The sequence below is a fragment of the Evansella tamaricis genome (assembly GCF_019042215.1).
Lineage (GTDB): Bacteria > Bacillota > Bacilli > Bacillales > Salisediminibacteriaceae > Evansella > Evansella tamaricis.
The window spans coordinates 23,730-39,740 of sequence record NZ_JAHQCS010000044.1 but is presented as its reverse complement, the minus strand read 5'-3'; the positions used below and the strand labels follow the sequence as shown (position 1 = coordinate 39,740).

Annotated in this window: 16 protein-coding genes and 1 riboswitch; of the genes, 2 read left to right on the top strand and 14 right to left on the bottom strand. The window is 41.4% G+C overall.

The annotated features are described in order from the left end of the window. Window positions 1–175: 175 nt before the first annotated feature. Window positions 176–457, top strand: coding sequence for an EYxxD motif small membrane protein (locus KS419_RS25610; RefSeq protein ID WP_425514149.1), 282 nt, complete (start codon window positions 176–178; stop codon window positions 455–457). On the opposite strand, the gene purD is transcribed toward KS419_RS25610, so the two are convergent. From purD to purE, 12 genes are read right to left on the bottom strand one after another with little or no spacing between them, the layout of a single operon-like run. After that, window positions 408–1,715: a phosphoribosylamine--glycine ligase gene (purD, locus tag KS419_RS02970; protein ID WP_217064599.1), complete on the bottom strand. Its 1,308-nt coding sequence runs from the start codon at window positions 1,713–1,715 to the stop codon at window positions 408–410. The genes KS419_RS25610 and purD overlap by 50 nt on opposite strands. Before the next feature lie 50 nt (window positions 1,716–1,765). Continuing rightward, a complete protein-coding gene (gene purH / locus KS419_RS02965; protein ID WP_217064598.1) occupies window positions 1,766–3,301 on the bottom strand; it encodes a bifunctional phosphoribosylaminoimidazolecarboxamide formyltransferase/IMP cyclohydrolase in 1,536 nt (511 codons plus the stop codon). A 3-nt stretch (window positions 3,302–3,304) separates the two neighbouring features. Beyond that, window positions 3,305–3,883, bottom strand: a complete 579-nt coding sequence (gene purN / locus KS419_RS02960) for a phosphoribosylglycinamide formyltransferase (RefSeq protein WP_217064597.1) — start codon at window positions 3,881–3,883, stop codon at window positions 3,305–3,307. Further along, entirely contained in the window at window positions 3,880–4,926 is a 1,047-nt protein-coding gene (gene purM / locus KS419_RS02955; RefSeq protein ID WP_217064596.1) for a phosphoribosylformylglycinamidine cyclo-ligase, read from the bottom strand. Before purM ends, purN begins: the two co-directional genes overlap by 4 nt. A gap of 17 nt (window positions 4,927–4,943) precedes the next feature. Beyond that, window positions 4,944–6,356: an amidophosphoribosyltransferase gene (gene purF / locus KS419_RS02950; protein ID WP_217064595.1), complete on the bottom strand. Its 1,413-nt coding sequence runs from the start codon at window positions 6,354–6,356 to the stop codon at window positions 4,944–4,946. After that, window positions 6,332–8,563: a phosphoribosylformylglycinamidine synthase subunit PurL gene (purL, locus tag KS419_RS02945; RefSeq protein WP_217064594.1), complete on the bottom strand. Its 2,232-nt coding sequence runs from the start codon at window positions 8,561–8,563 to the stop codon at window positions 6,332–6,334. Before purL ends, purF begins: the two co-directional genes overlap by 25 nt. Continuing rightward, window positions 8,547–9,230, bottom strand: coding sequence for a phosphoribosylformylglycinamidine synthase subunit PurQ (purQ, locus tag KS419_RS02940; RefSeq protein WP_217064593.1), 684 nt, complete (start codon window positions 9,228–9,230; stop codon window positions 8,547–8,549). The genes purL and purQ overlap by 17 nt, the downstream gene beginning before the upstream one ends. Further along, the gene (gene purS, locus KS419_RS02935; RefSeq protein ID WP_217064592.1) at window positions 9,227–9,481 is read right to left on the bottom strand and encodes a phosphoribosylformylglycinamidine synthase subunit PurS; all 255 of its coding nucleotides are present in this window, start codon (window positions 9,479–9,481) and stop codon (window positions 9,227–9,229) included. Before purS ends, purQ begins: the two co-directional genes overlap by 4 nt. Continuing rightward, complete coding sequence (gene purC, locus KS419_RS02930; RefSeq protein WP_217064601.1) at window positions 9,469–10,194, bottom strand: phosphoribosylaminoimidazolesuccinocarboxamide synthase; 726 nt, start codon at window positions 10,192–10,194, stop codon at window positions 9,469–9,471. Before purC ends, purS begins: the two co-directional genes overlap by 13 nt. 29 nt (window positions 10,195–10,223) lie before the next feature. Next, on the bottom strand, window positions 10,224–11,522 hold the full coding sequence (purB, locus tag KS419_RS02925; RefSeq protein WP_217064591.1) for an adenylosuccinate lyase: 1,299 nt from the start codon (window positions 11,520–11,522) through the stop codon (window positions 10,224–10,226). Between the two features lie 29 nt (window positions 11,523–11,551). Continuing rightward, window positions 11,552–12,679 carry a 5-(carboxyamino)imidazole ribonucleotide synthase gene (gene purK / locus KS419_RS02920; protein ID WP_217064590.1) on the bottom strand — a complete coding sequence of 376 codons (1,128 nt, stop codon included), beginning with the start codon at window positions 12,677–12,679 and terminating at the stop codon, window positions 11,552–11,554. Further along, entirely contained in the window at window positions 12,676–13,161 is a 486-nt protein-coding gene (gene purE / locus KS419_RS02915) for a 5-(carboxyamino)imidazole ribonucleotide mutase (protein ID WP_217064589.1), read from the bottom strand. Before purE ends, purK begins: the two co-directional genes overlap by 4 nt. Window positions 13,162–13,292: 131 nt before the next feature. Further along, window positions 13,293–13,394: riboswitch (purine riboswitch) on the bottom strand. A gap of 291 nt (window positions 13,395–13,685) precedes the next feature. Here purE and KS419_RS02910 point away from each other — a divergent pair. After that, window positions 13,686–15,158, top strand: coding sequence for an amidase family protein (locus tag KS419_RS02910; protein WP_217064588.1), 1,473 nt, complete (start codon window positions 13,686–13,688; stop codon window positions 15,156–15,158). Window positions 15,159–15,244: 86 nt separating this feature from the next. Here the strand turns inward: KS419_RS02910 and KS419_RS02905 are convergent, their stop codons facing one another. Further along, the gene (locus KS419_RS02905; protein ID WP_217064587.1) at window positions 15,245–15,445 is read right to left on the bottom strand and encodes an NETI motif-containing protein; all 201 of its coding nucleotides are present in this window, start codon (window positions 15,443–15,445) and stop codon (window positions 15,245–15,247) included. Window position 15,446: 1 nt separating this feature from the next. Continuing rightward, window positions 15,447–15,986, bottom strand: coding sequence for a DUF2179 domain-containing protein (locus KS419_RS02900; protein WP_217064586.1), 540 nt, complete (start codon window positions 15,984–15,986; stop codon window positions 15,447–15,449). Between the last annotated feature and the right edge of the window lie 25 nt (window positions 15,987–16,011).

Here is a 16,011-nt window from a genome sequence, read left to right as displayed (position 1 = left end):
AAACCACTTTTTCAGTTCCTTTTATTTGTATGGCAATGGCTGCGCTCGTCGCTCGCATGATAGGAGAAAACCACTCCTATCATGCTTTTTAAAGAATGCGACGGCTACGCTCATTGCTTAGTGGGACTGTAAAAGTGGAAAAGCACCACTTTTTCAGTTCCCATGCGATTAGGCGATGAAGCTAGACCATGCCCGAAGGTGCAATACTTCCCCTATGGAAGTATTGCTCCATCTCATTAAACAACTTAATGAAGTCCCAGCATCCTTCCACCTTTACGTCAATAACCCAGAATCGAAGTCACGAGGCTTCTTCCCTATTTCTAAAAAGGAGATGATTTCTTTGATAATGGAATTAATAACTGATATTTTCTTTTTATATGTTTTGGTTTTCGGAAGTATTATAGCGCTTATTTTAGTATGGACGAAGAATCGTTCCCGTCAAGGGAAGAAAGAGTAATCGCTCTTTTTCCAATATCAGACCGGTAGAACAGACCATCCCACGATGATTCATTAATGATATAATATGTTTTTCGAAACGCTTCCTGTAAATCAGTTCCCAAACTCGAAAGCAGTATAACTCTGCCACCATTTGTTTTCCATTGGCCATCCTCAAATTTCGTTCCAGCATGGAACCATTTTTGTCCATCTAATAAAACCGTATCCACTGGAATATCCATTGCTACCCCTTTTGGATAAGAACCGGGGTATCCAACAGAAGCTAATACTACACCAGCACAGGCTTCTTCAGACCATTCTAGTACCACTTCATCACCTTTTAATAGCCCTTCAATGACATCTACTAAATCGGACTTTAAACGAGGCAATACAACCTGAGTTTCTGGATCTCCAAACCGCGCATTAAACTCAATGACTTTAGGTCCATCTTCTGTCATCATCAAGCCAGCATATAATATACCTGTAAACGGTACTCCTTCTGCTACCATTGCCTTTGCCATTGGCCTTAGGATCGTGTGTTCCGCTTCTTCAACTAAAGATGCTACTATATGCGGAACAGGAGAGTATGCACCCATCCCACCTGTATTCGGTCCAGAATCCCCATCAAAAGCACGTTTATGATCCTGTGCAGGTACCATCGGAATGACTAGTTCACCATGAACGAAGGCCATTAAGGAAAGCTCTTCTCCACGTAAACACTCCTCAATGACAACAAGGGAACCTGCGTCTCCGAAGGTACGGTTTCCCATGATTTCATCAAGGGCATTGAATGCCTCTTCTTCTGTCTCACATACGATAACCCCTTTACCAGCAGCTAAACCGTCTGCCTTTACTACAATTGGGGCACCTTCTTTACTTACATACGCTTTTGCCTTTTCGAGATCTGTAAACGCCTCATATTTGGCAGTTGGTATTCCGTACTCCACCATGATTTTCTTTGCAAATTCTTTACTGCCTTCTAATTGTGCGGCAGCCCCGCTGGGACCAAATATACGAAGTCCTGCTGTAGTGAAATCATCCACAATTCCGTTGACTAGGGGAACCTCGGGACCCACGATCGTTAAGTCAATACCCTCTTCATTTGCAAAATGGATGAGGCCATCATGATCCCGTTCTGAAATACGAACGGAGCGAACTCCATCTAAGGATAACGCGTCGCTTCCTGGTGCCGCAAACACCTCGCTTACCCGTTTTGATTCCTTTAGTTTCCAGCATAACGCATGCTCACGTCCACCACTTCCAACGACTAATACCTTCAACACGATCGCTCCTTTTTTAAAAAATTCTCCTAACCAATCAACCAATGTCATTAATGTTTGAAGTGACGCACTCCTGTAAATACCATGGCAATTCCATACTCATCTGCCTTATCAATTGACTCCTGGTCACGGACCGATCCCCCAGGTTGAATGATTGCCGTGAGGCCGGCCTTTGCTGCTGTTTCTACTGTATCGCTCATTGGGAAAAATGCGTCTGATGCTAGAACAGATCCTTGTGCTTTTTCACCTGCTTGTTCTATAGCTATCTTTGCAGAGCCCACTCTATTCATTTGTCCAGCACCGATTCCGATTGTCTGATCTGATTTTGCTAAGACAATAGCATTTGACTTCACATGTTTAACGACTTTCCATGCCATTTTTAGCTGATTCCACTCATCCTCAGTAGGTTCGCGCCTGGTGGGATTCGTTACTGATACATCTTCAAAACTGAGCGTATCCGTTTCCTGCATCAAAGCACCACCTGAAACAGTTGTAATTCGCTGTTCTAAAGGCTGATTATCCTTTAAATTCACTGTTAATAAGCGGATGTTCTTTTTCTCTGTTAAAACTGCCAACGCATCTTCCGTAAATCCTGGTGCAACAACAATCTCAAGGAAAATATCCTTCAATTTTAAAGCTGTTTCCTTATTAATTTCCCGGTTAGAGGCAACGATTCCTCCGAAAATTGATACAGGATCCGCTTCATATGCTTTCATAAATGCATCGTATACGGTTTTTCCAGTTCCCACACCACATGGATTCATATGCTTAATAACAGCTACTGCAGGTTCAACAAAATCTTTCACTACCGCCAACGCAGCATCTGCATCATTGATATTATTATAGGAAAGTTCCTTCCCATGAAGCTGTTGTGCGTTTGCAATCGAAGCTGGGTTTCCTAATGGACGCTCATAGAAAGCTGCCAATTGGTGGGGGTTTTCCCCATATCGCAACATTTGCTTTAAGTTATATGTTATGGTTAACTTTTCTGGAGCATCTTCCCCTACTTGCTTTGTTAAATACTCCCCGATGAGTGCATCATAGGAGGCGGTATGACGGAATGCTTTCGCTGCCAGTTTCCTTTTCCGTTCAGCGGATAACTCTCCAGCTGTTTCTAACTCCTCCGTAACCACACCATAATCAGACGCATCCACAATAATTGCAACAGATGCATGATTTTTTGCCGCGGACCGAATCATGGATGGACCACCAATATCAATGTTTTCAATAGCATCTAAAAATGTCGCGTCTGGATTTTCAATCGTCTGTTGAAACGGGTAAAGATTGACCACTACATAATCAATCATATTAATCCCGTGCTCAAGGGCCGCAGTCATATGGTCTTGATTATCTCTTACTGCCAATAATCCTCCATGAATTGCTGGGTGCAGAGTTTTAACTCGTCCGTCCATCATTTCTGGGAAACCAGTAACTTCTTCAATACCAATGACATTCACTCCAGCATCTTGGAGCGCCTTTTTCGTACCACCTGTAGAGATGATTTCAACCCCCAGGCCTTCCAACTTTTGCACAAACTCCACAACCCCTGTTTTATCTGAAACACTTACTAACGCCCGTTTCTTCATTCCTCAGACCCTCCCACTTAACTCTTCGATTACATACTGGATAACTTCCGGATATAACTGATGTTCCACCTGTTGAATCTTTTTTTGAACAACTTCCTTCTTATCACCACTATAAATTTTCAATGGTTCCTGAGCAATGATGGGACCAGTGTCCATTCCCGCATCCACATAATGAACCGTAACCCCTGTTACTTTCACACCGGCATCCATAGCTTGCCCCACTGCATCCAAACCTGGAAAAGCAGGTAATAAAGAGGGATGAATATTTAATATTCTGCCCTCAAAAGCAGATAACAAAGTACCGCCCACTAAACGCATATATCCTGCCAAAATGATTAGTTCAATTTGATTTTCTTCCAACTTTTTCAGTATTGCTGATTCAAATGCTGCCTTTGATTCGAATTCCTTTGCTTGAAAAACATAAGCAGGGACACCTAATTTTTCAGCCCGTTTCAGGGCATAGGCGTTCTGTTTATCACAAATAAGGACTTCAACAGAACCATTTATCATCCCAGACTTAGCCGCCTTAGTAATTGCCTCAAAATTACTGCCACTCCCAGATGCAAATACTGCCAGCCTCATTCTGTGTCAACCCCTTTTAAGCTAACACCAGAGCCACGCTTGATTTCACCTATAACGTGAGCCGTCTCCCCGTTTTCCTGCAACGTTTTAAGAACCATATTTACAGCATTTTTATCTACAGCTAACACTAATCCGATTCCCATATTGAACGTTTCGTATAAATCCCGATCACTCAAATTCCCTTTTTCCCCTAACCATCGGAAGATGAAAGGAACCTCCCAGGACGATACATCAATAACAGCTTCAAGACCATCTGGAACCATACGGGGAACATTCTCGATAATCCCACCGCCAGTGATGTGTGACGCGGCTTTCACAACCCCTTTTCCGAGAAATGGTTGGAGAGCTTCCACATATATTTTCGTTGGGGTTAAAAGAACTTCCCCAATTGTTTTTTGCGATTCACCCGACGCCACAAAGGAGTCATCCCAGGTCAGCCCTTGGCTTTTCACAATCTTTCGAACTAAGGAGAAACCATTACTGTGAACACCCGTTGAAGGAAGACCAATCAAAATGTCCCCTTCCTTTACATTTTTCGGATCGAATAGATGTTTCTTTTCCGCAATCCCCACCACAAATCCTGCAACGTCGTATTCTTCCGGTTTATATAATCCAGGCATTTCCGCCGTCTCTCCACCGATAATGGCACACCCTGCCTGGCGACATCCATCTGCAATACCGGAAACTACTTGTTCCACTACCTCCGGGTCATTAACCCCTAATGCTAAATAGTCTAGGAAAAATAACGGGGATGCCCCTTGAACAGCGATATCATTTACACACATGGCAACTGCATCAATACCAATTGTGTCATGTTTTCCCATCTCTTGTGCAATAAGAAGCTTTGTTCCAACTCCATCTGTTCCAGAAACTAGTACGGGCTCTTCATACGAAAATCCGGAAAGGTCAAACAATCCTCCAAATCCCCCGAGAGATCCCATGACCTCTTTTCTCCTTGTGGATTCCACATGTTTCTTCATTCTTCGTACGCCTTCGTACCCCGCTTCAATGTTTACTCCAGCTGATTCATACGCTTTTGACATAGCTGTTTCCCTTCTTCCTATATCTTTTGATACGGGTGGTCTGATTCTGGATAGATTTCCGTTGGATATTGACCCGTAAAGCATGCGAGACATTGACCATGATTTTCCTCATTATCAGGTCTTCCGATTCCTTTCATGAGTCCTTCCACACTTAAAAACTCAAGGGAATCTGCACCTATTTCATCACAGATTTGTTGCACCGATTTTTCTGACGCAATTAATTCCCCTTTGGTGGATGTATCAATGCCGTAAAAACAAGAATTTTTAATAGGCGGTGAACTGATTCGGACATGAACTTCCGTAGCCCCTGCTTCCTTCAGTAGTCGGACGATTCTTCGGCTTGTAGTTCCACGAACAATAGAATCATCAATCATTACCACGCGCTTACCTTCTACAACTCCCCGTACTGCAGAAAGCTTCATTTTTACTCCCTGCTCACGAAGTTCCTGTGATGGCTGAATAAACGTACGGCCAACATAACGATTTTTTATTAAACCAAGCTCATAAGGTATTCCAGCCTGTTCAGCGTATCCAATAGCGGCAGAAATACTAGAATCTGGAACTCCAGTTACAACATCTGCCTCTACTGGTTTCTCAAGAGCTAATTCTTTCCCTAAATTCTTCCTTGCATGATGCACATTAATTTGGTCCACATTACTGTCGGGACGAGCAAAATAAACATATTCCATCGAACAAATAGAGCGCTTTGGAGACAAGGAGAATCGCTCACTCGTAAGCCCGTTATCATCGATAATAATGAGTTCTCCCGGTTCTACCTCCCGCTCATAGGTTGCTCCAATAATATCAAAAGCACATGTTTCTGAGGAGATAACATAGGCGTCCCCTAATCTACCGATGGAAAGGGGGCGCAGTCCATTGGGATCCAGTGCAGCTAACAATTTATCTTCAACCATCATGACGAAGGCATAGGCTCCCTTCACCATCGTTAATGCATTTTTGATCCGTTCGGCAAGGGATTCATACCCACTGCGTTTAATGAGATGGGCTACTACTTCTGTATCAGAAGTGGTCTGAAAAATACTTCCCTGTCGCTCTAATTGATGTTTTAAGGCATTTGCATTCACTAAATTTCCGTTATGAGCTAATGCAAGGCTACCGGTTTGAGAGTTAAATAGGAAAGGCTGACAGTTTGTTAAATCACTTGCACCTGCAGTTGTATAACGAACGTGACCAATCGCACCTGAACCATGAAGATGTTCCAGTTCCCCGTGACCAAACACATCGTTTACAAGTCCTACTCCTTTATAACATTTAAGCTTCTCACCATCTGTAACAACGATTCCAGCGCCCTCTTGTCCCCGATGCTGCAAACTATGGAGGCCATAATAAGTGATATGGGCGGCATCCTTATGCCCCCATACCCCAAATACGCCACACTCTTCGTTTAAACCTTTGATTTCAGCAAACATGAAATGGCACCTCTCCATGTGTCTTCAAGTATAGTAACCTGTTCTTCTAAAATGATATGTCCTTCGGAATTGTGTACCTTTACGACAGGTTCTTCTGTAACTTCACCAATGCACACTGCTTTTGGAACTAGTTTTTCGAAGTGTGATCGGTTTTCCTTCGAGACTGAAAGCACATACCTTGAAGGTGTTTCACTAAAAAATTCACTCAAGTGATCTTGACCATTTACATGAACAGAAGCTCCTAAACCTGTTCCGAAAGTACATTCTGCTAATGCCACAAGGAATCCACCTTCTGCCAAATCGTGGGCAGATGAAACGGTTCCTGCTTGAATAGCGTTTAATACTTGCTCTTGTCTTTCTTTTTCCACTTCTATATCAAATGTTGGAGGTTGACCGAATATAGATCCCTCTATCATTTTTTGTAGTTCACTTCCACCAAAATCTTCTCCAGTTTCCCCTAACACATAGATCGCGTCCCCGGCTTGTTGAAACTGCTGTCTTGTGATGTGATCAACATGATCAATGAGACCAACCATTCCAATAACAGGTGTTGGATAGACAGCTACTCCACTTCTTTCATTGTAAAGAGATACATTCCCGCCAATAACTGGTGTTTCAAGTACTCTACAAGCTTCGCTCAATCCGTCAGTTGATTTTTCTAGCTGCCAGAAAATCTCTGGTCTTTCTGGATTTCCGTAGTTTAGACAATCCGTAACCCCTAATGGTTTAGCACCAGAACATACAAGGTTTCTTGACGCTTCGGCAATAGCTAACTGTCCTCCAATATAAGGATCTAAATAGAGATAACGGGAATTGCAGTCTGTTGTCATTGCAATGGCTTTTTCGGTTCCGCGAATACGCAATACGGCTGCATCAGAGCCTGGTGAAACAACTGTATTTGTCCGTACCATATAGTCATATTGATCATATACCCACTCTTTACTAGCAATCGTAGGTTGTTTTAACAATTCTTTTAACGTTTCCTTCATGTCCGTAACATTTGGTCTGTATGATGGCTGTTGTTGAAATTCACGGTAATATGCAGGCTCCGCACTTGGTTTGTGATATACAGGTGCATCTTCTGCTAATGCATCAACCGGTACATCTGCAACTACCTCTCCCTTATGAAGAAGACGAAGTTTCTTGTCATCTGTCACTTTACCCACAACCGTCGCATGTAAGTCCCAGCGCTCAAACAGATCAATTATTTCCTGTTCTCTTCCGGCTTTTACAACGAGAAGCATTCTTTCTTGCGATTCGGAAAGCATCATTTCATAAGCTGTCATACCCTTTTCACGCTGAGGTACTTTATCTAAATCCATTTCAATGCCTGATCCTGCTTTACTCGCCATTTCAGCTGATGAAGAGGTAAGACCAGCAGCACCCATATCTTGAATGCCAATCAGGGCATCATTTTTCACAACTTCTAAACATGCCTCAAGGAGAAGTTTTTCCATGAATGGGTCTCCCACTTGAACTGCAGGTCGTTTCGCCTCAGATGCTTCGCTTAATTCTTCTGATGCAAAAGTTGCTCCGTGAATACCGTCACGCCCCGTACTGGCACCAACGTAAATGACAGAGTTTCCAACACCTTTGGCCTGCCCCTTTTGGATATCTTTATGATCAATTAAACCGACACACATGGCATTAACTAAGGGGTTACCTTCATAACAGGGATCAAACTGAATCTCTCCCCCTACTGTCGGGATACCAATACAGTTCCCGTAACCTGCGATTCCCGCAACCACTTCTTCAAACAAAAACTTCACACGCGGCTTTGTTAATTCACCAAATCGAAGGGAGTTCAGTATCGCTACAGGACGAGCACCCATGGAGAAAATATCGCGAATAATCCCTCCCACACCAGTAGCTGCCCCTTGGTAAGGCTCAATGGCTGAAGGATGGTTATGGCTTTCTATTTTAAATACGACAGCCTGGTCATCACCAATATCAATAATTCCAGCACCTTCTCCAGGACCTTGGAGTACCTTTTCTCCTGTTGTAGGGAACTTTTTTAATAAAACTTTAGAATTTTTATAACTACAATGCTCCGACCACATAACAGAAAACAATCCTAATTCTGTATAGTTAGGAAGTCTGCCCATAATGTTTTCCACTAGCGCAAACTCTTCATCTGTTACGCCCATTTCAGCATATACGCGAAGATCTTTAATTTGCTCGGGAGATGGTTCATGAAGTAATTGCATGTCGTTCCCTCCAATGAGTTAAAATCGATTTAAATAAGGTCAATCCGTCATTTGATCCTAAAAGGGAATCTACCGCACGTTCAGGGTGAGGCATCATACCGAGGACATTTCCAGCTTTGTTCGTAATTCCAGCTATTCTCTCTACCGATCCGTTAATATTCTCTTTATAAGTGAAAACAATCTGATTATTTTCTTTTAATTGCTCGAGAGTAACCTCATCACAATAGTAATTTCCTTCGCCGTGTGCAACCGGAACCGTAATGTCTTGACCCAATTCATACCCATTGGAAAAAATCGTACCATTGTTTTCTACGATTAAAGAGACCGGGCGGCAAATAAACTTCAAGTTTTGGTTTCTTCTCATCGCTCCTGGGAGAAGACCTGCTTCTAGTAAAATTTGAAATCCGTTGCAAACTCCTAATACTGGCTTCCCTGATTCTGCTGCTTTAATAACAGCCTTCATGACTGGTGAAAAACGAGCAATCGCCCCTGTTCTAAGATAGTCACCATAGGAGAATCCTCCTGGGAGCAGTACCCCGTCAAAGCCGTCTAAGCTTGTTTCGTCATGCCAGACATATTCCACATCAGCACCAAGCTCATCTTTTACAGCATGATACATATCTAGATCGCAGTTTGAACCTGGAAATACGATGACTGCAAACCTCATTGTGCGACTACCTCCTCAATTTCATAACGATAGTCTTCAATTACTGGATTTGCTAATAACTTTTCACACATTTCCTTTACAAGCTCTTCGATCTTATCTTCTGTTGAGTTGATTGTGAGTGTCATCACTTTTCCGATTCGAACATCCTCTACCCCTTCATAACCTAAATGATGAAGGGAGTTAGTTACTGCGGATCCTTGTGGATCTAAAACTCCGGCTTTTAAAGTCGTGTAAACTTTTACTTTGAACATGAATTTATTCCTCCAAGTCGTGATAGTATGGTTGTATAGCCGTCCTGTAAGTTCCCCTGTTCAAAGCGGAACAAATCTTTATCAAAGGATTCTCCTGTTTTTATATCCCATAATCTGCAAGTATCTGGTGAAATTTCATCTGCTAAAAGAATAGCACCTGATTGTTCTCTTCCAAACTCCAGTTTAAAGTCTACTAATTGAACTCCTATTGTCTCAAATATCACTTTTAACTGCTCATTTACATGTAATGCTATCTCTCTGATTTCACTTAATTCTTCGACACTGGCAAGTTCCATCACTCGTATATGTTCTTCTGTAAATAGTGGGTCGCCTAGGGAATCGTCTTTATAATAGAATTCAAGTATTGCTGGGTTGAACTCCGTACCCCTCTCAATCCCAAGCCTTTTTACTAAACTCCCTGCCGCTATATTTCTAACAACTACTTCAATCGGAACGATTTCCACTCTTTTCACCAGTTGTTCGTTACTGGAAAGCTTCTCGATAAAATGACTTTGAATACCTGCCTCTTTTAGTTTTGAAAATAGAAGGGAACTTATTTCATTGTTTAAAACTCCTTTGCCCTCCAATACATCTTTTTTCTCGCCATTAAAAGCAGTGGCATCATCTTTGTACTCTACCCATAGCACTTCATGTTCATCGGTGGAATAAATTCGTTTCGCTTTTCCTTCGTAAAGACAAGCTCCTTTTTTCAACAAGGTAGCCCCTCCGTTCCTTCATTCATTTAGTTGTTTAAACCAAGTCTGTTAAATATCGTATCCACATGTTTTAAATGATGATTGTAGTCAAAACAGTCATCTAATTCTTCTGTTGAAAGATGATTCATTATCTCTTCATCTGATTCCACCAGTGACCGGAACTGCACTCCCTTTTCCCACGCTTCCATCGCCTTAGGCTGAACAAGGTCATATGCTTCCTCTCGAACCATTCCTTTATCGATGAGAGTAAGGAGAACACGCTGGGAATAGATTAATCCATATGTTCTAGTCATGTTACGCTTCATGTTTTCCGGGAAAACCGTTAAGTTTTTCACGATATTACTGAACCTGTTTAACATATAATTCAATGTAATCGTGGCATCGGGTAAAATAACGCGCTCTGCAGAAGAGTGAGAAATATCCCTTTCATGCCATAATGCAACATTCTCATAAGCAGTTACCAAATGACCACGAAGGAGTCTGGCAAGACCAGTCATGTTCTCAGACCCTATTGGATTACGTTTATGAGGCATGGCAGAAGAACCTTTTTGCCCTTTTGCAAAGAACTCTTCTACTTCACGAGTTTCACTTTTTTGTAATCCACGGATTTCAACCGCCATTTTTTCAATGGAAGAAGCGATCAAAGATAAGGTTGCAATATAATGGGCATGACGATCACGTTGTAGAGTTTGAGTGGAAATTGGTGACGCCTCAAGTCCTAATCCTTCACATACATATTTCTCAACGAAAGGATCGATGTTCGCATACGTTCCAACTGCACCTGAGATTTTACCAACACGTACGCCTTCTGCTGCATGTCGGAATCGCTCTAAATTTCGTTTCATCTCTTCATACCATAATGCAATTTTTAATCCGAAAGTTGTAGGTTCTGCGTGAACACCGTGAGTACGTCCCATCATCACTGTCATCTTGTGTTCCTTTGCCTTTGTTTTCAGGACGTGGATAAAATTAAGAATGTCTCTTTCAAGAATTTCATTTGCCTGTCTTAGTAAATAAGATAAAGCTGTATCCACAACATCTGTTGACGTTAATCCGTAATGAACCCATTTTCTTTCTTCCCCTAATGTTTCCGATACCGCTCTGGTGAAAGCCACAACATCATGACGGGTTTCCTCTTCAATTTCAAGAATCCTCGCCACATCGAAGCTAGCATTCTCACGAATTTTTTTTACATCTTCCTTTGGGATATCTCCTAATTCTGCCCATGCTTCACAAGCTTGAATCTCCACTTCTAACCATGCTCTAAAACGATTTTCCTCTGTCCAAATGGCACCCATTTCTGGTCTTGTATAACGTTCAATCATAAGGTTTATTTCCTCCTATTTTAGTTCATCTATCTCCAAATTGGGGATCTCTCTATCTCATCCAAAGCCTCTTCCACGGTCCCTGCCAAGACATTGACATGGCCCATCTTTCTCCCTGTCCTCGCTTCTTTCTTCCCATATAGATGTAAATGCCCACCCTTTAATTCCGTTATGTGATCCATCACTTTAGTCATATGTTGTCCTAAAAGGTTCACCATCACTACTGGTTTCAATAATTCCGTACTCCCTAGTGGCCACCCACAAATGGCTCGGATATGCTGTTCAAACTGAGATGTAACACAAGCATTAATTGTATAGTGACCTGAATTATGCGGCCTTGGGGCCAATTCATTCACGTAAAGTCGTCCATCATTAGATAGGAACATTTCAACAGCTAATGTACCAATTAGATGGAAGGATTCTGCTAAATGGGTAGCAATCCGTACTGCTTCTTCTTCAATAGCCTTCTCAATTCTTGCAGGTACAATGGACTGATGTAATATGTTGTTCACATGGATATTCTCTGCTACTGGAAATGTCTTCTGTTCTCCATTAACACTTCGAGTAACGATGACCGATATCTCTTTATCAAAGGGAAGCCACGATTCTAGTACAAACGGTCCTTTACTATCCATTTCATTCCACACTTTTTGCACTTCAGAATCTTCCTTGAAAACATGTTGACCCTTACCGTCATAGCCACCTCTAGTTGTTTTTAATACAGCAGGAAACCCAAACTCCCATAATCCTTTTTCTAATTCGTCGAAAGTAGATACTTCTACATATGGTACTATTGGAACTTGGAATGACTGTATAGCCTTCTTTTCCAATATTCTGTCCTGTGTAATAGACAACAGGTTACTTCCTTGTGGCAAATACATGTTTTCCTCCAGGTAAGAGGCTGTTTGAGCATTGATGTTCTCAAATTCATACGTGAGTACATCACAGTGTTTGGCTAACTGTTCTGCTCCAGACCGGTCATCGTAGGCGGATAATATTTCTATATCAGCAATTTGCCCGCACGGTGAATCGGCTGTTGGTTCCAGCACCGCAACACCATATCCCATTTCCCGCGCGGAAATAGCCATCATTCTGCCTAACTGTCCTCCACCTAAAATCCCAATTGTTTTTCCCGGTTTTATCCATTTATTTCTCATGTTAAATCTCCATTTTCCAATACCTCTTTTTCCGTTCTCTTACGTCTATCTTCTAAACGTTGTCTTAAAGCCTCATCATGAACCGATAATTGTTGCGAAGCTAAAAGTGCTGCATTAATTGCGCCTGCTTTTCCAATAGCCACTGTAGCAACAGGTACTCCTGCGGGCATTTGGACAATGGATAATAAAGAATCCATTCCACTTAGTGCTTTAGACTGAACAGGTACCCCGATGACTGGTAAAGTAGTTTTCGCAGCAACCATCCCCGGTAAATGAGCAGCTCCACCTGCACCCGCAATAATAACTTGAAGACCACGTTCTCTTGCCGTTTCTGCATACTCAAACATATAATCTGGTGTTCGATGGGCAGAGACTACTTTTTTCTCGTACGGGACCTGAAGTTCCTCGAGTGTAGCTACTGTGTGTTTCATCGTATCCCAATCGGATGTTGAACCCATAATGACGCCAACCTTTGCAGCCATCATGACGCCTCCCTTATCTATCTATTTTATGAACTTTCCTTTTTGGACATAGAAAAAACGTGTTCGTTTAACCAAAAAAGGGGACATACGAACACGTCATCAACAGCGGAAAGCAGAGATTCTCCCTGCACAATCCCGTAAGTCGCCCCCATAGTCTAATGATTTACGGTCATCAGGTAGAAACTTTTGGGCCATATTCCCAACTTTATATGAGGTTATTTAATTTGTAAGATTTCCTGCCTCTATCATAACAAGAGTAAATTTCAAAAGTCAACCTAAATTCGAACGATATATATATACTAACCTTCCATCGTTCGGTTTTTGGGAAATAAGCAGCGGGAATTGACCCTTTACCAATCACATTTGTCCTTGTATTAAGGACAATCAAATAGAAGGATAGTTTTTTATCCTCCATACATCTTAACGAAAGTAAAGAACAATTCATAGTAGTAAGTTTTGTATTTCTAGTACAAATTGAATATGATTAGATTGACAACATGAAATGAAAGAAATGAGGAATTAAAGTGCACAATCCAAATCTACAACAATTAAAAGATACTTGGTTACCGGAAGCTACAATAGAAGAGATACAAAAAAAATTAGCGTCCAATGATCTTACTTCCCGGGAATTAGTGCTTATGTATTTAGACCAGATTGGGACATATAATCAGGAAATCCAAGCAGTATTGGAAGTTAATCCTGATGCCCTGCAAATTGCAGAAAGTTTGGATGTGGAAAGGAAGCAATTCGGCGCGCGAGGACCTTTGCACGGTGTTCCAGTTCTTATTAAAGATAATATTGCGACAAAAGATAAGATGCACACAAGTGCAGGATCTCTAGCTTTAGCCACTTCCTATGCAAAAAAAGATGCCTTTGTTGTTCAAAAACTAAGAGAAGCGGGAGCAATTATACTAGGTAAAACAAATATGACAGAATGGGCAAACTTTATGACGGAAGGAATGCCAAGCGGATACAGCTCTCGAGGGGGACAAGTAAAGAACCCATATGGAAGGAACTTTGATTGTGGTGGATCCAGCTCTGGGTCCGGGGCATCCGTCGCCGCAAATTTTGCAAGTTTTGCAATAGGTACGGAAACATCTGGGTCTATTCTTAGCCCGGCAAGTCAGAATTCATTAGTCGGAATTAAGCCCACTGTGGGACTCATTAGCCGATCAGGAATTATTCCCATATCTCATACCCAGGATACAGCCGGACCCATGACAAGAACAGTGAAAGATGCGGCCTATGTGTTGAATGCAATAACTGGTTTTGATGAAAATGATCCTATTACTAGAACAAACGAATCTGGCATGTTTGATTACACTTCCCTTTTGGAGATCAAAAGTTTAGCTGGTATGAAGATTGGTATTGCGCGAGATTTTTATTTTCAATTTTTATCTGAAGAAAAAAGGAGCGTAATTAATAAGGCTATAGACGAACTTTCGGCATTAGGGGCAGAGGTGGTAGATGTCACAATACCTTCTACAGAAGCTAAATGGACCTACCATGTTTTAACTTATGAATTCAAGGCTGGAGTAAATGCTTATTTAAATGAATATGCCGGGAACACGGAGATTCAGTCCTTAACTGACATCATCCATTTTAATTTCAGTCATCCAGATTCCATGCTTAAGTACGGCCAGAAAATTCTGCTTGAATCGGAAAACACTAGTGGAACTTTAACGGAATCTGACTATTTGAAAAGCATAGAAATGGATCAATATTTATCGAAAGAGAATGGAATTGATTATGCAATCGGAGAATTTCAATTGGATGCCATCTTGTTTCCAAACAATTTTGGAGCAGGTATTCCAGCAAAAGCAGGTTATCCATCTGTCACTGTACCGGCTGGATATACTCCAAACGGAGAACCTGTAGGAATTACCTTCACTGGCACTGCCTTTACGGAAGCCAAATTAATACACTTAGCATATGAATACGAACAGGCTACAAAACATCGGAAACCACCGGTATTGGAAAAAGAAAAAAAAGAATAATTTATATTACTCGAAAACGCAGCATTAGAATTGGATTGGACCAATTACAATGCTGCGTTTTAATTAAACGTTTGATTAATATTAATTCATTCCTTTTTTCCCTCAAAAACAATCTGTTGTTTGGCAACTTCCACTTCCATTTTACCGTTCTTTTTTACTTCCTTTAATAGAGGTTGTTCCATCCGCCGAATTGGGGTATATCCTTCCTCTTTCATACGATTGAGACAATCATCAATCGTTTCTCCTTCCTCTACATAAAAACGCTGCTTAGATCTCTTTTTGTCCAAATTACCTTCTCACTCCTTTTACCCAGAACCCTCCAAAAAATGCTTTTGTTTCATGGGAGATTATAAATGCGTGTGGATCTAAATGTTTCACAGAGGCATACAAATCCCGCTCCGATTTCCGAGAAGTTAGAATCTCCATCATCAAGCGTTCCCCTTCCCTTCCATAGGCGACCCAGTTTGTGACTCCGTACCCTTTGTCCCGTAGTGCATTAGGAATATCTGGTTCGTATTCTTTTGTTATCACATTGACTGTAATATACCCCAGTGCTAGTTTTTCTTCAATCTTCATACCTACCAATACTCCGATTGCATAACCAATCGCATAGGCAATGAGATTATGAATTTGCGTAAGGTTATCCAATACTAGTCCCAAACCGACAATATAGATGATCACTTCTACTATACTAACTAATGCAGCAGAATAACGTTGTCCTTTCAATGTGAAGATCATACGGATCGTAAACAACGTAACATAGACTATATTAATGAAAAAAATAATCGCAATCATACCTAAAGCATGTTGTAAAATAAAGTCAATCATCGAATCACCCTTTCATTCTTTCAAT